Genomic DNA, 19,502 nt, shown 5'->3' on the forward strand with positions numbered 1-19,502 from the left:
GCGCGTCGCGAGGCGAGACCGGTCTCAGCCGGTCCGCCTCGCGACGGCGAACAACGAAGTCCCAGTACGGAGCTTCCCCCGCAAGGCCCAGGGGTGTTCCAGCGCGTACGCGAGATCGAGCGCCTGCGGCCCGGGCCACGGGGGAAGCCGCAGGTGACGCAGATAGACCTCGGCCGGCGAGTCCTCGGCCCCTGCCTCCTTGCGACCCACCCGTCGTCGAAGGATCGGCGTCATCCAGGCGCCCCACCAGAAGATCGACTCGACCGCCAGCCCGGAGCCGTCGAACGCGCTCCGGAGCCGGTCGGGAAGATAGCGGCGACGATGCCCCTGGACGGAGTCGAACTCCGAGAAGAGATCGGGACGGGCGGGGACGCTGACGACGACCCGTCCGGTTCCCGGCGCAGCCAGGCTCCCGAGCGCGTCGACGGCCGCGCGATCGTCGTCGAGGTGCTCGATGACGTCGAGCGCCAGGACGGCGTCGAATCCGCCGGGATCCGGCTCGGCCGGCAGGGGCTGCTTAAGATCGGCCTCGATCAGAGTGCGGTCCGGGCGGTCGAGCGCCGCGAGGATGCGAGGCGACACGTCGAGCCCGACAGCGTTGTAGCCGCCCCGCTCAAGCGCCTCCAGAGTAACCCCCCAACCGCAGCCGGCGTCGAGGATGCGCGCGGGCGGGCGCACGCCCAATCGAGCGAGCAATGCCAGGGTCAATCGCGCGCGGGCGCGCCACCAGGGATGGCGGCGGACTCGATCGCCGGTACGCACCAGGATCTCCTCTCCCATGTGATCGTCCGCGTCCCCTTGCGACCAACGCCGGATCATCTCGATCGCCTCCCCGCAAACGTCCCAGGCTCTCGCGCCGCCGTCGGCTTCCGTTCGGATCAATCCGGTCGGGACGACCAGTCGGGAGGGACAGCTTACCCGATCGCCAGGGGGCTGCGCGATCCGGATTCCGCTGGCGTCCACCATGCCACATGGTCGAAAAGAGGTGAAGACCCGAGATTCGATCTCTTGCGTCCGCAAGACCGGATCGCGGCCGTCCTGCGAGGAATCCGCGGGAGACGGAAATCGTTGGGGGTTGGACTTCCGAAAGAATCCGTTAGAATGTTGCCGGGACCGTGTCGACGAACCGGCTTACGGCCCATCGACCCGGGCGACACCTCTTCGCGGCTCGATCCGCCGGCAGGCGTGCGGCATGTGGATTCCCCCACGACGATCCGAGGATCTCCTTACGGCCGCCCGCCCTCCAAGCGGGACGTCCGTGGTATCGTCGTGCGGCGTGACGATCGATCGGCGGAGGGAATATCGCGGGCCCGGACACGAATCGGCGGCCGCCTCGGCCGTGCGTATCATTCGGACGCGGTTTTGGTCATGATCGGTTCTGACGGTGTGCGACCGTGCGTGGACGTTGGCCCCCCCAATCGTTTTTGGCCGAGAAGGTCGGGACGGTTCTATGAAAGTTCAGCTCATCGTCGTCCGGGGCAAGCCTGAGGGTAAGGTGATACCCCTGGTCGGCTCGAAGTTCAAGATCGGCCGAGGCGAGACCTGCCACCTCCGGCCCAACAGCGAACAGGTCAGCCGCGAACACGCCGAGTTCACCATCATCCAGGGCGTGGTCGCCGTCGCGGATCTCGGGAGTCGCAACGGCACGCTCGTCAATGGCAAGGCCTTGACGGCGGGCCCCTGCCCCCTGAAGGACCGCGACCTCGTCCAGGTCGGCCCGTTGACCTTCGCCGTTTCGATCCAGGACGCCCCGGCCGCCGTCGCCGAGGCCAAGCCGGCTGCCCCCAAGGCGAGCCCCGCGGCTCAGGAAACCTCCCCGGCTGCAGCCCAGGCCCCTGCTCCCACTCCCGCCCCGGCGGCCAAGACACCCGGCAAGTCCGCGAAGTCGGCTCCCGAAGAGGTTCTCAACGAAGAGATCGACGCCTGGCTGGTCGGCGAGGCCACCGCGAGCAACCCCGACGTCCCCACCACCGTCTACGGCGGGGATACGATCACCATCGCCGCGTTCAAGGACGCTGCGGAGGCCGCATCCGCCCCAGCCAAGCCTGCACCGATCCCCCTCGAGGAGTCTCCCGAAGAGGAAGAAGAGGAAGCGGAGGAAGTCGAGGAGGAAGAAGAAGAAGTCCTCATGGATACCCTCGACGAGGAGGAGGATGAGGAAGAAGAGGCTGGCGAGGAAGACGCCGAGTCCGAGGCGGTCGAGGAATTCGTCGACGAGTCGAATCCCTTCTACGCCGCCAAGAAGGCCCAGCAACAGGCCTCGAAGGCCACGTCCGGCGGTGCCACCGGTGCCGGCGGGGCCAACCAGCAGTTCAAGGACACCAGCGACGCGGCCACCGAGATCCTTCGGAAATTGATGGAGAAGCGTAGGGCCTCCAAGTAACTCGCCCTTATCGTCCCGATCCCGGCCGGTGCCCGTCCCGATGTCCAGTGCCGAAATTCTCGCGGAAAGATCGTCGTTCGAAGACGCCCATCACGGCCTCGGGCTGCTGATCGGACGTCTCGAAACGATGGTCGTCGGGCAGCGGCCCCTGATCGAAAAGTTGATCGTCGCTCTGCTGGCGGGGGGACACGTCCTCGTCGAGGGGGTTCCCGGTCTCGCCAAGACGCGGGTCGTCCGCGCGATGGCGCAGGCCCTCGACTTGCCGTTTCGACGGATCCAGTTCACCCCGGACCTGCTCCCCGCCGACCTCACCGGGACGCAGATTTATCGGCCGTCGACCGGCACGTTCGACGTCCGGCCGGGGCCCATCGTCACCAGCGTCCTCCTCGCCGACGAGATCAATCGGGCCCCCGCGAAGGTCCAGAGCGCCCTGCTGGAAGCGATGCAGGAGGGGCAGGTAACCGTCGGCGACGAGACGATCCTCCTCCCCGAGACCTTCTGGGTCCTCGCCACGCAGAACCCGATCGAGCACGAGGGGACCTACCCCCTGCCCGAGGCCCAACTCGACCGATTCCTCCTCAAGGTGCTGGTCGGCTATCCTGATCGAGGCTCCGAACTCACGATGCTCGACCTGCCGAGCGTCGTCGAGGCCTCCCATCCGGAAGCCCGAGAGGACGGACCACCGCCGGTCTTCAACCCCGGCGACGTCGCCCGACTCCGCAGGCTGACCTCCTCGATCGAAGTCGCCCCGGCGATCAAGGAGTACGTCGTGGACCTCGTCCGCGCCACGCGCGACCCCGAGGCTTACGGCCTGGGGCTCGCCCCGCTGATCGAGCTGGGGGCGAGCCCTCGCGCGACGCTCTCGCTGGTGCGGGCCGCTCGCGCCCACGCGCTGCTCGATCGCCGCGAGTACGTCACTCCTCACGACGTCAAGTCGCTGGCTCGCGACGTGCTCCGTCATCGGATCGTGATCAGTTATGAGGCCGACGCGGAGGGGCTCTCCGTCGACGAGATCCTCCTGAAGATCCTCGACCACATCCCCGTCCCCTGATCGCGATCACTCGGCGTCAGGTCAGGTGTGGGGCCACCAGGCCAGGTGATCGTCCCAAATCCGATCGAGCGCCAGCGCCGCCCGCGCGCGGATTTTCACGTCGACCAGATCCGTCATGGCGGTGAAGTCCGGGTTGATCTCGACCGTGGGCTTGCCGGCCGCCTGCGCGAATCGGAGGGGGGCGACGATGTAGTCGAACAGGCTGCTGGTGCCGATGCTGAAGACCAGGTCGAAGCCCTTCATCAGCTCGATTTCGAGCCGGCGGATCTTGTTCGGATCGACGGATTCGTTGAACAGGACGACGTCGGGACGGAGCACCCCCTTGCAGGCCGGGCAGCGCGGCAGGTCGTCGAATCCGTCGTAGTCGTCGACCCGCGACCGCCGGTCGCAGTTCGTGCATCGGAGCGTATGGAGGTCGCCGTGGACGTCGAGCACGTTCTTCGAGCCGGCCTCCTGGTGGAGTCCGTCGACGTTCTGGGTGAGGATCCAGACCGCATCGAAGTAGTCGTCCATCTCCGCGAGGACCTCGTGGCCGCGATTGGGCCGCGCGCCCCGGCAGGCCCGCTCGATTTCCTTGAGGTAGTTCCAGGTGAGGTCGGGCCTGGCCTCGAACATGGGCCCGGACAGGACCTCCTCGATCGCGATCCCGTGGGGGGTGAGCCGCTCGGACCGATAGAGGCCGCCGACCCCGCGATAAGTCGGCATCCCGGAATCGGCGGACATCCCCGCCCCGGTGACCGCCAGGACCCGGCGTGCCTTGCGGAGTCGCTGGACGACTCGTTCGACGCCGCGCGCGTCGTCTTCGGAAAGCTCCCCGGCGGGATCCTCGGAGCGGATCGGCTCCATGCTCGGCCTCGCATACGGGCCGCGCGACGCGCCGGCCTTCTCGATCGATCGGGGACAGTTGGAACGTGTCGGACGACTCAAGTATGGCATGGAGCCGCTCTGGGTCGCCAGCCCCCTCGTCCCCCCGCCGAGCCGCCGCCACACACCTCGAGCCGGGGCCAGGCGTGGCGGCGGTCGCCGGGGCGTCGACCGATGTTTTCACCAGTCCCCGACGCTGCCGTCTCGGTAGAAGCTCCGGAGCAGGACTTCCTGTTCGAATGGATATTTCTTGATGGCTTCCTCGTCGATCTCGATCCCCAGGCCCGGGAGCGTGTTCGGGAGCACGATGCGTCCCTCGGGCACGATGGTGAAGCCCTCGCGAACGACCTCCGAACGCCAGGGGACGTCGTCGAGGACGGCCTCGCAGATGATGTAAGACGGTGTGGCGAAGCCGAATTCGAGCGACGCGGCGGTGCTGACGGGCCCCTGTGGGTTGTGAGGCGCGAGCGCGACGCGGTAGGCCTCGGCCATCGCGGCGATCCGACGCGCCTCGGACAGCCCGCCGCAGTGGGTGATGTCGGGCTGGAGGACGCTGCAGGCCCGACGTTCCAGGAGTTCGCGGAAGGCGTGTTGCGACACGAGGCGTTCGCCGGTCGCGATCGGGGTCGAGACCGAACGCTGGATGAGCGCGATGTCCTCGATCGTCTCGGGCCAGCACGGTTCCTCGAAGAAGTAGAGGCCGTAGGGTTCGAGGACCTTGGCGAACCGAAGCCCCATCCGCGGCGAGGGGCGGGCGTGGCAGTCGACCATGATGTCGATGTCGTCGCCGACCGCGTCGCGCATCGCCTTGACGCAGGCCTCCGCGTACTTCAAGGGACGGAGCCCTTCGAGCGGCATGGTCTCGGGCACGGCCATCGACTTGAAGGCGGTGAAGCCCTGCGCAACGGCGCGCTGGGCCAGGTCGCCGAAGCGGCGGGCGTCGGCGGGATCGGTCTGATAGAAGTCCTCCATCCGGCCCCCGCCCAGGTGGCAGTAGAGCCGGATGTGGTCGCGGACGGCGCCCCCCCAGAGCTTGTGGCAGGGAACCCCGTGGATCTTGCCGACGATGTCCCAGAGCGCCAGGTCGATGCCGCTGATCGCCGTCCCGCGGACGATGCCGTTGCCGTGCCAGAAATGCTGGCGGTACATCATCTGCCAGAGGTGCTCGACCCGGGTCGGGTCTTCGCCGATCAGGAGCTGCGAGATGTCTTCGATCGCCCCGACCACCGCGCGGGTGTGCCACTCCAGGGTGGCCTCGCCCCAGCCGTGGAGGCCGTCCTGGTCGGTCTGGACCTTGACGAAGATCCAGTTTCGCATCCTCGCGTTGCAGACGAACGTCTCGATCTTCGTGATCTTCATGAACCGTCTCTTTGAATCGAATCGAATCAGGTCGGGGCGGGCCGGAGAGACGTAGGGGCGGGCTCAGATTCCTTCGCGGAGCACGGCTTCGGTCGCTTCCAAAGTGGAGTCGACGTCGGCCTCGGAGTGCGCGGCGGAGAGGCTCCCCTGCTTGGTGGGGAGAGGGAAGTGATAGACGCCCCGAGCGATGAGGGCCTTGCGATAGCGCAGGTCGCGTTCCATGTCGTGATTGGACGCCAGGTCGCGCCAGTCTCGGGGTGCGTGGTCCATGAAGTAGACGCAGAAGGCCGACCCCTGGCGAGCGACGGTGGCCGTGACGCCGTGGCGGGCGAACAGGCCTTCGAGCCCTTGCTGCATCCGGGCGCCCAGCGCCTCGAGCCTGGGATAAAGTGAAGCCTCTTCGCGTTTGAGGATTTCCATCGTGGCGATGGCCGCGGCGACGGGGGCGGGGTGTCCGTTGAACGTCCCCGCGATCAGCACGCGGCGATCGGCCTCGGGGTGGCTGAACAGGTCCATGATCTCGGCCTTGCCGCCGATCGCGCCCAGCGGATAGCCGTTGGCGATCGCCTTGCCGAAGGTGGAAAGGTCCGGCCGGACCCCGGCCAGCGCCTGATAGCCGCCCAGGGCGTGCCGGAAGCCGGTCTTCACCTCGTCGAAGACCAGGACGACGCCGTATTTGTCGCAGAGGTCGCGCAGGCCCTGGAGATAGCCCTCGCGGGGCTTCACGATGCCGATGTTCTGGAGGATCGGCTCCGTAACGAGGCAGGCCACCTCATACTTCCGAAAGCAGCCTTCGACGGCCTCCAGGTCGTTGAATTCGACGACGTGGACGCGCGAGGCGACGTTGGACGGCATCCCCGCGGATAGCGGGACGAAGGGATTCTCCCCGCCTTCGGAACGCGGCCCCAGCTTGTCGAGCGGGGTCATGACGTTGCAGGCGACCTCGTCGTGCCAGCCGTTGTAACCCCCCTGCATCACGACCAGGTGATCGCGCCCCGTGAACGCCCGAGAGAGCCTCAGGGCGTGATACGTGGCCTCGGACCCGGTGGTGGTGAGCTGCACGCGGTCCAGCGAGGCGACCGATTCGCAGAGCAACTCGGCCGCGCGGCCTTCCCAGGGTGTGGTCCCCGACCCCATCAGGGTCCAGCCCTCATCGATCGAGCGGACGACGGCCGCCTGGACATCGGGATGGCTGTGACCGAGGAGGTAGGGGGCGAACCCGGCGTGGTAGTCCAGATACTCGTTGCCGTCGGCGTCCCACACCCGAGCGCCGCTGCCGCGAACGAAGGCGATCTCGGGATCGACCAGGCGGTTGAGCGAGACCACGCCGCCGGGGATCAGGCGACGATTGCGGGCGAACAGGGCCTTGGATTGCGCGAGTTCCATGAATGCTCTCGGTTGGGACGCGATGATCTGGGCATGCGAATAGGGGAGAGGTTCGGGCGTCGGCGAGGCTCGGCCGTCAGGCGGGAGACCAGGCGGAGATGCGGACGGCGATGTCGTCGGTCAGCGTCTCCAACGACCCGGCGCCCACGACCGCGATTTCGGCCTGGTAGATTCCTCGATCGTACGACGAGGCGGTCGGAAGGTATCCGGGCTGCCAACCGTTGACGAGGGTCATGACCAGGATCGGCACTCCGGGGACGCGGCGTCGAAGTTCGACCTGGAGATGCTGGTAATGCTCGCCCTTCACGGCCAGCCAGACGGCCCCGCCGGTTTTCCAGGTCAGGACCTCGAACGGGAAGGCGGGGCCGGGGGGGAGTTCGCCGATTCGGATGAGTTGCCGGTCCATTCGCTCGACGAACGCCCGACACTCGGCCGCGCGGGCCCGATCGCCGCAACCCAGGGCGTCTCGTTCCTCGTCGGCCCATCGGGCTCGGTCCGCCCGGGTCGCGTCGGCCGTCGGGAGGTCGGCGCGGTAGGGGAGTTCGACGGTCCACCGCTCCAGATCCCAGGCTTCGAGGTCGCGGAGGCGATCGGCGTCCAGCGGTGCGTGGCGCCAGGGCCCGAGGACCGCCCCCGACTCGACCGCGCCGGCGAACTCGAATCGCGTCCGAGGCGGCGGCATCCCTTCGAGAGCCGAGAGTGCGGCGTAGCCGAGCTGGCGGCCGTTGCGATCGGCGACGGCCGGGTCGCCGACGAATCCTTCGCGTGGGCCGAGGTCTCCCGAAGCCCCCTGGAGGAACAGGCAGGGGACGCCGGTGGCCTGCTCGACCACCTCGCGCATCGCCCCGGGAAAGTCGGGGCTGATGAGGGTGTTCTCCCACGCCAGGGTGGTCGGGTGGCAGGCGTAATTGATCAGCGTCGCGAGCGTGCGGCCGTCGGCGTCGGTGGCGCGGACGACGACGACGGTGTCGTCGGCGGGGCCTTCGGGATTGTATCCGCAGACGAATCGACCGCTCGCCTCGTCGTAGAGGTCGCGATGCGCCGCGAGGTCGCAACGGCCGTTCGCATAGCAGAGCGTGGCCGGTCCCGCGCGGGCGACGGCCTCGACGATCAAGGCGGCCACTCGGTCGGCGAGATCGGCCAGATAGGGGGCGATCAACTCTCCGCCGGGCCGATCGGCGCGGCGGCCGTCCATCAGGCCGGCCGCATGCGTGTGCGAGAAGGCGACGAGCAGGCGTTCCTGATCGACTCCCGATTTCGCCGCGACGGCCTCCAGCAGCCGACGGCATTCGAGATCCCAGAACAGGCAATGATCGAGCGTCACCAGGACGACGCCCTCGGAGGGACGGCCCGGCGGGGCGATGACGGCCGCGGCGGCCATGAGCGGCCGGTGCACCCCGGTCGAGCGCTCATGGGCGGCTGCCCCCCACATCCGATGATAGATCCCCACCGGCGGGGTGACGTCGCCTTGGGCCACGCCGAACGAGCAGACGCTCTGCGGTGATTCCAGGGAGGGCGGCATGATCGGTCCGTGATGTCAGAGGGTGTCGCGGTCGGCGTCGAAGATGAGCCAGCACGCGCCGGCCACGATATGGATTGCGGCGAAGAAAGCAAGCACCGCGTCCCAGGACCCGGTGAACTCGACGAGTTTCGGGACCAGGATGGGGAACAGGATCGACCCGACGGCCCCGGCCGTGTTCATGATCCCGAAGACCTGCGGGGTGTCGCGCCCACCCAGGTCCATCGTCAGGGCGTAGGCGCAGGGGCCGGCCAGAGCCGCGAAAAACGCCCCGATGCTCAGGATGAGCACGGCGGCTCGCGCGTCGGCCACCGGGTAGGCGAGGCCGATCAGGACGGTCGCGATCAACATGCTCGCGGCGGAAACCCCCTGTCGAGAGAGTCGGAGGCTGCCCGTCTTCGCCAGGACGCGATCCGAGAGCCAGCCTCCGGCGAGGCAGCCGAGCATGGTCGTCCAGTGCGGCAGGCTGGTGAGCAGCCCCGCCTCCCAGACCCCGACGCCCCGGGTCTCGCGCAGATAGGTCGGAAACCAGCTCAGGTAGAAGATGGCCGCCGCCGCGCGGAAGAATTGTTGAGAGGCCAGGCCGAGGACCGCCCGGTTCGTCGCGAGCGTCCGCCAGGCGATCGGACCCGGAGGACGGTGAGCCGCCGGTTTCGCCCCCTCGGCGACGAGCGTGAGTTCGGCCTCGTTGACCGAGGGGTGCTCTCGAGGGGTGTTGCGGAACCAGTAGGCGAAACCGATCGCCCAGAGCAGGCCCGGAACGGCGTAGAGCATGAACATCCAACGCCAGGAGACGTAGACGAGCAGGAAGCCCGTCAGGGCCGCGCCGAGGCCCCCGCCGACCCCCATGAAGCTGGACAGCACGCCGCTGACCCAGGCGCGTCGCGAGACCGGATACCAGCGGCTCAGGACGCCCGTCGAGGAGGGGAAGACGCCCGCTTCCGCCGCCCCCATCGAGAACCGCGCCGAGAGCAGGAGTACGACGCCGTTCGCGGAGCCGCAGAGCCCGGTGGCCACGGACCACACGGCGGCGAAGGCGGGGAGCGCGCGTCGGGAACCCCAGGCCTGGTCCAGTCGCGCGGCGGGAAGCTGGAAGAGGGCATAGGCCAGGAAGAAGGCGCTCATCACCAGGCCCATCTGCGACTCGCTCAAACCGAGGTCGTCGCGGATCAGCTTCTCGGCGACGCTCAGGCAGCCGCGATCGATGTAGGCGATGGTCGTGGCGACGCAGAGCCAGATTAGGACCGCGTGACGAACCCCCGACGCGCGCGCTTCGGCGTCACGGTCGATCGCGGGGGGAGACTCGTCGGTCGCGAGGCTCGCGGCGTCCGCCGCTTCGTGAAAATTCGCGTCTGGCTTCAAGCCGGCCCCCATCTCGTCGGTCTGATCAGGCCATGATCTCGCGGATCGGCGTCCCGTGATCGATCTCCAGACGCTTGCGCCCGGGGATCTCCAATTTACGACTGTCGAGCCCCAGGAGGTGGAGGATCGTGGCATGGACGTCGGTGACGTAGTGGCGGTTCTCCTCGGCGTGGAAGCCGATCTCGTCGGTCGCCCCGTGGACCACGCCCCCCTTGATCCCACCGCCGGCCATCCAGACGGAGAAGCCGAAGATGTGGTGGTCGCGGCCGTCGCTCCCCTGCGAGCCCGGAGTCCTGCCGAATTCGGTCCCGAAGACCACGAGGGTTTCGTCGAGCAACCCGCGGCGTTTCAGGTCGGTCAGGAGTCCGGCGATCGGCTTATCGATCCGCCGACAGTTGCTGGAATGATTGGCCCGCAGGCCGCCGTGGGCGTCCCAGGCCCCCGCCCCGCCGCCGCCGTCCTGCACCTGGACGAATCGGACGCCTCGCTCGACGAGCCGACGGCAGGCCAGCATCTGCGAGCCGAAGTCCTTCGTCTGCGGGTCATCGAGGCCGTAGAGCCGCTGGGTCTCCTCGGGCTCGCCCCGGAAGTCGATCACCTCGGGGAGGGCCCCCTGCATCCGGTAGGCCAGCTCATACGCCTTGATCCTGGCCGAGAGGGCCGGGTCGTCGGGGTACTCGACGGCACGGAGCCGATTCAGGCGGTCGACCAGGTCGAAGCCGAGGCGCTGCTCGGCGTCTCCGATCTCCATGTCGGGGCGACCGTAGTCGAGCGGGTTCGCGGGATCGATCCGGATCGGGATGGCGTCGTGCGCCGGGCCGAGGTAGTGGCCGTCGTTCTTGTTCCAGTATTCCCGGACTCCCATCGACAGGTACTGAGGCAAGTTGTCGTTGAGCGATCCGAGGCCGTAGTGGGCCCACGCCCCGACGTTGGGGAATTCGCCGTCGAGCATGTGCCGGCCCGAGTGGAACTGCGTCTGCGCGCCGTGGTTGTTGTCGGTCGTGTACATCGAGCGGACGACGGCGACGTCGTCGATGCAGCCGCCGATGTGGGGCAGCCAGTCGCTGACCTCGATCCCGCTCTGCCCGTATTTCTTGAAGCCGACCTGGAGCGGATAGAGCTGATTGCGCGCCTGACCGTTGGCGTCGTTCACGACCACGACGCGGGACAGCGCGAGCTTCTTGGGGTCCTGGGTCCCCTGGTAAGGCGTCTCCGCGATGGTCTTCCCGGCGTACTTGTTCAGCTCGGGCTTCGGATCGAAGGTCTCCATGTGGCTGACGCCGCCGTTCATGAAGAGCCAGATGACCGACTTGGCCTTGGGCGCGAAGTGGGGACGGCCGTCGGGCGGCGTCCAGCTCCCGTCCGAGGCCCTCGCGACGCCGTCGCGATGGAGCATGGCGCCCAGCGCGAGCCCGGTGAACCCCATCCCCAGGTCGGAGAGGAAGCGGCGACGATGACCGCCGGGGCAAGGGCTTCCGCCGGTATGATTCGAGTTGGCCATGGGTCCCTCGTCCGCGGTCAGCGGATGGTGATGAAATCGTTGTGGTTGATCAACGACTGCACGAGGATCTCGCGGGCGCGGCGGTCGGGGCCGGCCGCGCCTCGCTTCTCCAGCAGCCTTCTCAGATCGGCGAGGGCCTGTTCGCAGGCCGAGCGCTCGGCGTCGGAGGGCGGAATGCAGAGGATCGAACGGAACGCCTCGGCGGCGAACCTCGCGTCGGACGTTTCGCCGAGCCGGGCGTCGAGACGGGCTGTGATCTTCGTCGCCAGGCTTTGCGAGAGTCCGCTGTTCCAAAGCGCCAACGCCTGCACGGGGACGATGCTCTCGTCTCGTCGGTAGCAGTCCCGGACGCTGGCGTCGTCGAAAGTCCCGAGAAAGCGGTTGTGGTCGTTGTGCGAGTGGACGAAGTACAGGCTCCGACGGGGAGACATCACCTCAGTGTGCGGGATCGACGGACCGCCGAATTCGTCGGACAACTCGCCGGCCAGTCGGAAGAGGCTGTCTCGGACGACCTGGGCCTCCATCCGAACCGGGTTCATTCGCCAGTAGAGCCGGTTTTCGGGATCGGCGGCCAGGGTGGCGGGGTCCGCGCCGGCGGCCGAGGAGCTGCGGCGGTAGGCTTCAGAGAGGACGATTCGCCTGTGGAGCCGTTTCATGCTCCAGCCGTCGTCCATGAACTCGACGGCCAGGTGGTCGAGCAGCTCGGGGTGGGTCGGCCGGGCTCCCTTGCGACCGAAATCGAAGACGGTCGCGACCAGCGGCTTGCCGAAGTGACGCGCCCAGATGTGGTTGACGGCGACGCGGGCGGTCAGCGGATTCTTCCGATCGGTCATCCAGTTCGCCAGCGCGGTGCGACGGCCGGTGCTGGCGGCGGGGAAGGTCAGGACGTTCGGCGCATCGGAGTCGGTCGGCGATTCCACCGCCTTCCGGGCGCCTCGGAGCGGGGTGTACTCCTCGCTCGACTCGTCCACCGCCTTGCGGGCCGCGGCCACGGCGGCGGCGGCTTCCTCATGCTTCTTTCGGGCTTCCTCCGCCTTCGTCGCCTTCGCGTCGACCTGATGATCGAGGCGGGCGAGGGCTTCCTCGGCCCTGGCCAGAGCTTCCATCCGCTCCGCGTGAGCCGCTTCGACGGCGAGCGACTTCGCGTCCTCTGTCGGAGGTGACAGGTGGAGGGCGCGATCGGCGGCGGCCCGCGCCTGGAGGGCTTTCGGGTAGGCCAGGGCCGTCGCCAGGGCCTTCTCCGCGACGGCCGCCCGAGACCGGGCGCGTTCGACGGGGGTCGCACCCTGGAACGCCGGTTCGCCGACTTCGGCTAGCTGCTCTCCGGGAGCGAGGGGGGCCAGCTCCATCGACGTGAACTCGGCCTTCGCCGCGTAGGTCACCAGTGCGATCGTCCCCGGGGCGCGGTCGACGGAAAGGCGGTAGGCCAGGGCGTGCTCGCCGTTGACGGCGACGTTCACCAGGGTCCCCTGGACGCGGACCGTCAACTCGTAGGGCTCACCGACCCGGATCGGTCGCGCCAGGCTCCCCGCCTCCGGATAGGCGTCGACCCCGTTACGCCGCTCCGTGATCTGGAGTTTGGGGGCGTCGGCGTTGGCGCTCAGGTAGACCAGGATCTCACGCCCCTCGGCGACGTCGAAGGCCAGGCCCACCGATCGCCAGGGCTCACCGCCGGTGATGACGAATCGCAGCGAGGCGAGGAAGTCCTCGGGGTGCGTCGTCCTCGTCCGATGGACGGACCGCACGAGCCCGGGGTCGTCCTGGCGGAGCTTGCCGCCCTCGTGGACCCAGAGGCCCCCGGTCGACTCCCACGCGTCGGGGCGAGCCGTGGAGAAATCGTCGCGGAAGCGCGAGGGGGACGCGGCCCCGACTCCACCGGCGGTCGCCGGACCCTCGGCCGCCTCCATCGCGGCCAGGTGATCGCGGGCCTTGGCGTGGTTGGTCCGGGCGACTTCGAGGCTGGCGTTCGCGACCCGCAGATGGTCTTCGAGCACGAAGGGCCGCAGCCCCGGCCGCGACGCTTCCAGCGGGAGCGAGACGGGCTTGATCTCCAGGTCGGCCCAGGACAGCAAGGCGGGGAGCCCCGGCTTGATCGGCTGACTCGTCACGGGCCGGGCTTCGTTGCCGCGCTCGAAGCGATAGGTCGGCGCGTCGAGGTTGCAGTCGAAGATTCTGGGGATGCCTTCCTTCTCGAAATCCAGCTGGCCGGGAATCTGATCGGTCCGGACCTGGTAGGGCTCGAAGAAGGCTCGGAACTGGTAGTACTCGTTGTGGCTGATCGGGTCGAACTTGTGATCGTGGCACTTCGCGCAGTCGAACGTCAGGCCCAGGAAGGCTTTCCCGGTGTGCTCGACGACCTCTTCAAGCCACGTGTTGCGGTTGAACTTGAAATAGCTGCGGGCGAGGAATCCGGTGGCGCGGAGACGATCCGGGTCTTCGGGGGTCGTCTCGTCGGCGGCGATCATCTCGCGGACCATCTGGTCGTAGCCCTTGTCGGCCTCCAGAGATTCCAGGATCCAGTCCCGCCAGTGCCAGATGTGTTTCTGGCTGTTGCGCAGCTCGGCGCCGAGCCCCCACCAATCGCTGTACCGCCAGATGTCCATCCAGTGCCGTCCCCAGCGCTCGGCGTGGGCCTTGCCGTCGAGCAGGCGATCGACCAGCTTTTCATAGGCGTCGGGCGATTCGTCACTCAGGAAGGCGTCCTGTTCCTCGGCCGTCGGCGGCAGGCCGATCAGGTCGAGGTACACCCGACGGAGCAGCAGACTTTTCGGCGCCGGCCCCACCGGGGTCAGACCCTTCTCACTCCAGCTTGAAGCGAGGAATGCGTCGATGGGGTTTGCGCGGCCCGGGGCCTCGGTCGATGGGACGAGCGGTCGGACCGGGGCGCGAAACGCCCAGTGCTCGCGAGGGTCGGGCTCGGGGGCGTCGTCGGGAGGAGCCACGGCTCCCTGGTCGATCCAGGTCTTGATCAGCTTGATCTGCTCGCCGCTCAACGCCTCACCGTCGCCAGGGGGGGGCATCCTCCCCTCCCCTTCCTCGGCGATCAGGTCCATCAGCACGCTCTCGTCGCTCTTCCCCGGTTCAATCGCCGGCCCGCCGAGGCCTCCCTCGATGAGGGATTTCACCGAGTCCGTGCGAAGCTCGCTCTTCTGTTTCAGGGTTCCGTGGCAGGAGTAGCACCGGACCGAGAGGATCGGCTTGATTTGCTTGACGTAGTCGACCGCCTCGTCCGCCGAAGCCTGGCTCGGCGTGAGAATCCAGCCGAGGCCGGCGATCAGGAGTAGGGCCCAACGCATCCTGAGGGATCTCCTTCGTTCCAGCCTGAGCCGCGTCGATCTCTCGACCCACCGGCGGTCGGACGATCTTTCCTGGGTCCGAGTACGGTTGTTGAACATAGGTAGGATAACAGAACGCCGGGGGCCGGTGGTAGTGTGCGGCGATCGCTCGCGACGCCTCGCAAGGCCTCTGATGTTCCGCGGATCGGTCATGCCGATGGCCCGACGTCACCTGTCTACAACGATCTTGAGGGTCCGACCGGATCGGCCGGGACGGCGTCAAAGGATTTCAAAACGGGCAACAGGACGAATTCGATTCGAGTGATACAATCCCTATTAGATACGCCATCCCGAGAAGAGGCACCGAGGTCGCCATGAGTCACGACGCCCCATCGACGCCGGCGGCTGCGCGAGGCGAGAGTCCGATCCTGCAATTCGTCGGGTTCCGCCTCGGCGACGAGGATTACGCCATCGCGATCACCCGGATCCAGGAGATCATCTTGATGAAGCCGATCACTCGGCTTCCTCAGGCGCCCGACCACATCGAAGGGCTGATCAACCTGAGGGGCGCGGTGATCCCGGTGGTCAGCCTTCGGAGACGATTCGGCCAGGCGGCGCGCGATTTCGACGAGGAGACGCGTACGATCGTCGTGAACGTCCAGGGCAAGACGGTCGGCTGCATCGTCGACGCCGTGACCCAGGTCATGCGGATCAATCGCGACCAGATCCAGCCGTCTCCCCTGGCCTCGGCCGGCGGCTCCTGCCGCTATGTGTCGGGCCTGGCGAGGCTCGGGGAACGACTCCTGATCATGCTCGACGTCGAGAGCCTTCTTCAGTTCGAGGAGCCGGCGGTCCCGTCGACCGCTGGGCCGGCGGCGTGAATTCGCCCGCGATCGGCGAGTTCCGTCCGTCCGATGTGGATGATCCCCCAGGTCTCGCGTGAGGCGAGGTTGCAGACCCCATGAAGCCCGAATCGACCGACCAGCACGCGGAGTCCCTCCCCTCGCCCGATTCGCGGCCCGCCGAGACGCCGGACGCCCCGGCGGCCAAGGCGAGCCGGAAGCGGACGTCGTCCGGGGCTTCGTCTTCGAAGACGCGCCGCGGCCTGGCGGCGACGGCCGACCCGCTCAGAGCCGCCGATCTCCGTTCCGGGGACGCGGCCAGGGTGGACGAGGCTCGGGCCGACACCCACGTCTTGACCGCGACCCTGACGGCCCTGGCCGAATCCGAGACGATCGACGAGACGATCCGAGCGGTCCTCGACGTCGTCCGCGACCAGCTCGGCTGGGATTACGCCTCATACTGGAAGGTCGACTCGACGGGGAAGACGCTGGCCTTCGAGTTCGACTCCGGGAGGATCTCGGAGGAGTTCGAGCGGTACTCGCGATCGGCCCGATTCCGCGAGGGGGAAGGGCTCGCCGGCCAGGCCTGGCAGGCTCGCGACGTCACGGTCCTGGAGGACCCGTCGGCGGCGCGCGACTGCGGACGCTGCACGATGGCGGCCCGCGTCGGGATCCGGACCGCGCTGGCGATCCCCATCGTGGTCGAGGGCCGCGTCGTCGGAACGATCGACTTCTTGACGAGCCGGGAGGCCGCGGTCGACTTCGAGCGTCGCGAAGTGCTCCGGGCGATCGGCCGGATCGCCTCCGACAAGATCGCGAAGCTCGGAAAGCAGGCGGAGCTGACCCGGATGCGTCAACTGGTCGAGAACGCGCCGGTCAACATGATGTTCGCCGACGCCGACCTGAAGATCCAGTACATGAACCCGTGCGCACGCAAGACGCTGGAGAAGCTCGAAGCGTATCTGCCGCTGCGAGTCGACCAGATGATCGGGGCTTCGATCGACGTCTTCCATAAAGACCCCACGCATCAACGGAAATTGCTGACCGACGGGGGCCAGCTGCCGCGGATGCGGACCATCGAGGTCGGGCCGGAGCTGTTCGAGCTGCTGGTCACGCCGATGAAGGACGAGCGAGGGCGGTATTTGTTCCCGATGGTCACGTGGGAGGTCGTCACGGAACGAGTCCGCAGCTCGAATCGGGAGGCGGAACTTCAGGCCGACGCGACGGCGATGGTCCGGCTCCTGACCGCCCTGGGGGGTGTCGCGACGGTCTCCGAGGCCGCCGAGGTGGCTCTGTCGACGGTTCGCGACGCGTTCGGCTGGTGGTACGGATCGTTCTGGGAGGTCGACCCGTCCGACGGCCGACTGCGCTGGGTCGCCGACTCGGGCTCGGTCGACGAGGAGTTCCGCCGGGTCAGCTCGGTTTCGCGGTTTCGCGAGGGGGAAGGGCTCAACGGCCAGGCCTGGCAGACCCGCGACCTCGTGTTCGTCCCCGACCTTGGAGAGATGCAGGGCTGTTCCCGGGCGCCCGTGGCCAAGCGGAACGGCCTCAAGTCGGGCGTCTGCTTCCCGATCCTGGTCGACGGCCGGGTGATCGGGACGATGGACTTCTTCACGAAAGACCTGGTCCAGCCGTCGACGAACCGCCTGGAGACGCTTCGGAGCGTCGGCCGCCAGGTCTCGGTCGCCCTGGAGCGGGTCGATCGACAGGCGCAGATCGATCAGAGCAAGCGTGACCTGGAGTCGAAGGTCGGCCGGCTGATGGAAGTCGCGCGAGCGGCGGCGGAAGGCGACCTCACCGTCACGATCGACGTCCAGGGCGACGACGACCTGGGCCGTCTCGGTCGGGCCCTGGCTCGGATGATCGCCGACCTCAAGGAGGTGATCGGCCAGGTGGTCGAGTCGGCGAGCCAGTTCGCCGAAGGGTCGCGGGTGGTGGCTGAGAGCGCCAGCTATCTCAGCGAATCGGCCCAGAATCAGGCGGCGACCGTCGAGGAGATGTCGGCCTCGGTTCAGCAGCTGTCGCAGGCCATCAACGACATCGACAAGAACGCGGTCTCGGCCGCCGGCCTGGCCGACAAGACGTCGCACCTGGCCAAGCAGGGAGGCGAGTCGGTCGAGCAAGCGATCGAGGCGATGGTCCTGATCAAGAAATCCAGCGAGCAGGTCAGCGACATCATCCAGGTCATCAGCGAAATCGCCAGCCAGACGAACCTGCTGGCGCTCAACGCGGCGATCGAGGCCGCCCGCGCCGGCGAGCACGGGCTGGGATTCGCCGTCGTGGCCGACGAAGTCCGGAAACTGGCCGAACGATCCAGCGCCGCCGCCAAGGAGATCACCGCTCTCATCAAGGAATCGACCCGACGGGTGGCCGATGGCGCGAGCCTGTCGGAGAAGGCCGGCGAGTCGCTCTCGCGGATCGTCCAGGGGGTCGAGGAGACGGCCGGCAGCATCGCCAAGATCGCCGGCGCGACCCGCGAGCAGTCCGAGGCGTCCGCCGAGGTGGAGACGGCCATTCAGAACGTCTCCAGCCTCACCGAGACCAACGCCTCCAGCTCCGAGGAACTCTCCGCCAGCGCCGAGGAACTGGGCGCACAGGCAGCCTCGCTCAAGCAGGTGATCTCCGGGTTCAAGGTTTGAGCCGCCGAGGAATGATCTTATCGCGTCTATCCACCTCGGGCGTCCGGAGGGGTCCATGCGAATTTCCTTTCGGGCCACGCAAAGTTTCAGCGAGTCCGACGACGAGGTCGTTTCGGCGGGCGTCGCCACGGGCGACGACTGGGACGACGCGGGGGGCGGCTATCTGATCTTCGCGCGGAACGCCGACCCGAGCCTTCCCCTCGAGGAGTGGGAACAGGACGGCCTCCACTTCGAGTACAAGGATCAGCTTTACGGCGATTACGGCCTCGTCGCCGCATGCCGGCTCGGCAGCGACCGACTCTCGGTGAATCTCTCGAGGCCGATCGACGAGTTGGCGGGCGTCGAGGGGTTCGACGTCGCGCTGTCGATCGACGACGAGAGCTATGAGAATCTTCGCGAGGGGCTGCTACGAATTTTCCAGGGCACCCGCGCCAGCCTGACGATCGAATGACCGCATCGCCGCCTCAACCTTCACGGTGTCCACCCTCCATGAATCTCGTCGAGCTGACCGACGCCGAGTTCGTCAAGTTCCGCGACCTGATCTACCGGGCTTCCGGGATCCTGATCGGCGAGAACAAGCGCGTGCTGGTGTCGAACCGGGTTCGGCGGAGACTTCGGGCTACCGGGATCGCCGGGTACTCGCAGTATTTCGACTTCCTACGATCCCCGGCCGGCACCTCCGAGATGCAGCCGTTCCTCGACGTGGTGACGACGAACGAGACGTATTTCTTCCGCGATGCATCGCACTATCAATGGCTCGGCGACGAGTATCTCAGCGGCGCGATCCAGGAGGCGTCGGCGAGGCGACGGCCGCGTTCGCTCCGGCTCTGGTCGGCCGCGTGCAGCACGGGTGAGGAACCGTATTCGATGGCCCTCAAGCTCACGGCCCGTCGCAGGGAACTGGCCGGCTGGCGCCTCGAGATCCTGGGGACCGACCTGAGCGCCTCGGTCCTGGCCACCGCCCGCTCCGGCGTCTACGACGATCGGGCGCTGCATCGGGTCGGCCCGGACGATCGCCGCACCTATTTCGACGAGTCCCCCCCGGGACGTTGGACCCTCAAGCCAGAGATTCGATCGATGGTCACGTTTCGATCCCACAACCTGCTCTTCCCGCTCGGCGGCGAGCCCTTCGACTGTATTTTCCTCAAGAACGTCTTGATCTACTTCGACGCGGCCAGCAAGCGGAAGGTGGTCGACGTCATCCTCGCGGCCCTGGCCCGGGGGGGAAACCTAGTCATCGGGCCGACGGAGGGGATTCAAGGGATGCTGGGCTCTCTTGAGAAGGTCAAGCCCTGGCTCTATCGGAAGGGGGGCTGAGGCC

The 19,502-nt window shown here is 67.7% G+C and carries 14 protein-coding genes; 6 read left to right on the forward strand and 8 right to left on the reverse strand.

Going from position 1 to position 19,502, the window contains the following annotated elements; all coding sequences use genetic code 11:
* Positions 1 to 24 precede the first annotated feature (24 nt).
* Positions 25 to 1,020: a class I SAM-dependent methyltransferase gene (locus VT85_RS16330; protein ID WP_156512902.1), complete on the reverse strand. Its 996-nt coding sequence runs from the start codon at positions 1,018 to 1,020 to the stop codon at positions 25 to 27.
* Between the two features lie 430 nt (positions 1,021 to 1,450).
* On the opposite strand from VT85_RS16330, the gene VT85_RS16335 reads away from it, so the two are divergent.
* Both VT85_RS16335 and VT85_RS16340 read left to right on the forward strand, forming a co-directional pair.
* Positions 1,451 to 2,383: an FHA domain-containing protein gene (locus tag VT85_RS16335; protein ID WP_068417475.1), complete on the forward strand. Its 933-nt coding sequence runs from the start codon at positions 1,451 to 1,453 to the stop codon at positions 2,381 to 2,383.
* 40 nt (positions 2,384 to 2,423) lie between these two features.
* On the forward strand, positions 2,424 to 3,434 hold the full coding sequence (locus VT85_RS16340) for an AAA family ATPase (RefSeq protein ID WP_068417480.1): 1,011 nt from the start codon (positions 2,424 to 2,426) through the stop codon (positions 3,432 to 3,434).
* Positions 3,435 to 3,455: 21 nt separating this feature from the next.
* Here VT85_RS16340 and VT85_RS16345 read toward each other — a convergent pair whose 3' ends face one another.
* The 7 genes from VT85_RS16345 to VT85_RS16375 all read right to left on the reverse strand — a co-directional run bounded on the left by VT85_RS16345 (position 3,456) and on the right by VT85_RS16375 (position 14,721).
* A complete protein-coding gene (locus VT85_RS16345; protein WP_068417482.1) occupies positions 3,456 to 4,280 on the reverse strand; it encodes an SIR2 family NAD-dependent protein deacylase in 825 nt (274 codons plus the stop codon).
* A 198-nt stretch (positions 4,281 to 4,478) separates the two neighbouring features.
* The gene (gene dgoD / locus VT85_RS16350; RefSeq protein ID WP_068417485.1) at positions 4,479 to 5,657 is read right to left on the reverse strand and encodes a galactonate dehydratase; all 1,179 of its coding nucleotides are present in this window, start codon (positions 5,655 to 5,657) and stop codon (positions 4,479 to 4,481) included.
* 63 nt (positions 5,658 to 5,720) lie between these two features.
* Positions 5,721 to 7,043 carry an aspartate aminotransferase family protein gene (locus VT85_RS16355; RefSeq protein WP_068417488.1) on the reverse strand — a complete coding sequence of 441 codons (1,323 nt, stop codon included), beginning with the start codon at positions 7,041 to 7,043 and terminating at the stop codon, positions 5,721 to 5,723.
* 76 nt (positions 7,044 to 7,119) lie between these two features.
* Positions 7,120 to 8,565 (reverse strand): neutral/alkaline non-lysosomal ceramidase N-terminal domain-containing protein, encoded by a 1,446-nt coding sequence (locus VT85_RS16360; RefSeq protein ID WP_068417491.1) that lies wholly within the window; start codon positions 8,563 to 8,565, stop codon positions 7,120 to 7,122.
* A gap of 15 nt (positions 8,566 to 8,580) precedes the next feature.
* The gene (locus VT85_RS16365) at positions 8,581 to 9,924 is read right to left on the reverse strand and encodes an MFS transporter (protein WP_197490801.1); all 1,344 of its coding nucleotides are present in this window, start codon (positions 9,922 to 9,924) and stop codon (positions 8,581 to 8,583) included.
* 25 nt (positions 9,925 to 9,949) lie between these two features.
* On the reverse strand, positions 9,950 to 11,425 hold the full coding sequence (locus tag VT85_RS16370) for a DUF1501 domain-containing protein (RefSeq protein WP_068417502.1): 1,476 nt from the start codon (positions 11,423 to 11,425) through the stop codon (positions 9,950 to 9,952).
* Positions 11,426 to 11,442: 17 nt separating this feature from the next.
* Positions 11,443 to 14,721: a DUF1553 domain-containing protein gene (locus tag VT85_RS16375; RefSeq protein WP_068417506.1), complete on the reverse strand. Its 3,279-nt coding sequence runs from the start codon at positions 14,719 to 14,721 to the stop codon at positions 11,443 to 11,445.
* Between the two features lie 353 nt (positions 14,722 to 15,074).
* Between VT85_RS16375 and VT85_RS16380 the strand changes: the two genes are divergently transcribed.
* The 4 genes from VT85_RS16380 (at position 15,075) to VT85_RS16395 (ending at position 19,498) form a co-directional block, all read left to right on the forward strand.
* A complete protein-coding gene (locus VT85_RS16380) occupies positions 15,075 to 15,581 on the forward strand; it encodes a chemotaxis protein CheW (RefSeq protein WP_068417509.1) in 507 nt (168 codons plus the stop codon).
* A gap of 80 nt (positions 15,582 to 15,661) precedes the next feature.
* Positions 15,662 to 18,181 (forward strand): methyl-accepting chemotaxis protein, encoded by a 2,520-nt coding sequence (locus VT85_RS16385; RefSeq protein ID WP_197490803.1) that lies wholly within the window; start codon positions 15,662 to 15,664, stop codon positions 18,179 to 18,181.
* A gap of 55 nt (positions 18,182 to 18,236) precedes the next feature.
* Positions 18,237 to 18,632 carry an Imm10 family immunity protein gene (locus VT85_RS16390; protein WP_068417512.1) on the forward strand — a complete coding sequence of 132 codons (396 nt, stop codon included), beginning with the start codon at positions 18,237 to 18,239 and terminating at the stop codon, positions 18,630 to 18,632.
* Positions 18,633 to 18,670: 38 nt separating this feature from the next.
* Positions 18,671 to 19,498, forward strand: a complete 828-nt coding sequence (locus VT85_RS16395) for a CheR family methyltransferase (protein ID WP_068417516.1) — start codon at positions 18,671 to 18,673, stop codon at positions 19,496 to 19,498.
* Positions 19,499 to 19,502: the final 4 nt, after the last annotated feature.

The sequence above is a fragment of the Planctomyces sp. SH-PL62 genome (genome assembly GCF_001610895.1).
Classification (GTDB): Bacteria; Planctomycetota; Planctomycetia; order Isosphaerales; family Isosphaeraceae; genus Paludisphaera.

What these genes read in the sequence shown, in the direction of transcription:
- VT85_RS16335 (WP_068417475.1), top strand. Translation starts at nt 1,451, where the DNA reads ATGAAAGTTCAGCTCATCGTCGTCCGGGGCAAGCCTGAGGGTAAGGTG.
- VT85_RS16340 (WP_068417480.1), top strand. Translation starts at nt 2,424, where the DNA reads ATGTCCAGTGCCGAAATTCTCGCGGAAAGATCGTCGTTCGAAGACGCC.
- VT85_RS16345 (WP_068417482.1), bottom strand. Translation starts at nt 4,280, where the DNA reads ATGGAGCCGATCCGCTCCGAGGATCCCGCCGGGGAGCTTTCCGAAGAC.
- dgoD (WP_068417485.1), bottom strand. Translation starts at nt 5,657, where the DNA reads ATGAAGATCACGAAGATCGAGACGTTCGTCTGCAACGCGAGGATGCGA.
- VT85_RS16355 (WP_068417488.1), bottom strand. Translation starts at nt 7,043, where the DNA reads ATGGAACTCGCGCAATCCAAGGCCCTGTTCGCCCGCAATCGTCGCCTG.
- VT85_RS16360 (WP_068417491.1), bottom strand. Translation starts at nt 8,565, where the DNA reads ATGCCGCCCTCCCTGGAATCACCGCAGAGCGTCTGCTCGTTCGGCGTG.
- VT85_RS16370 (WP_068417502.1), bottom strand. Translation starts at nt 11,425, where the DNA reads ATGGCCAACTCGAATCATACCGGCGGAAGCCCTTGCCCCGGCGGTCAT.
- VT85_RS16375 (WP_068417506.1), bottom strand. Translation starts at nt 14,721, where the DNA reads ATGCGTTGGGCCCTACTCCTGATCGCCGGCCTCGGCTGGATTCTCACG.
- VT85_RS16380 (WP_068417509.1), top strand. Translation starts at nt 15,075, where the DNA reads ATGAGTCACGACGCCCCATCGACGCCGGCGGCTGCGCGAGGCGAGAGT.
- VT85_RS16385 (WP_197490803.1), top strand. Translation starts at nt 15,662, where the DNA reads ATGAAGCCCGAATCGACCGACCAGCACGCGGAGTCCCTCCCCTCGCCC.
- VT85_RS16390 (WP_068417512.1), top strand. Translation starts at nt 18,237, where the DNA reads ATGCGAATTTCCTTTCGGGCCACGCAAAGTTTCAGCGAGTCCGACGAC.
- VT85_RS16395 (WP_068417516.1), top strand. Translation starts at nt 18,671, where the DNA reads ATGAATCTCGTCGAGCTGACCGACGCCGAGTTCGTCAAGTTCCGCGAC.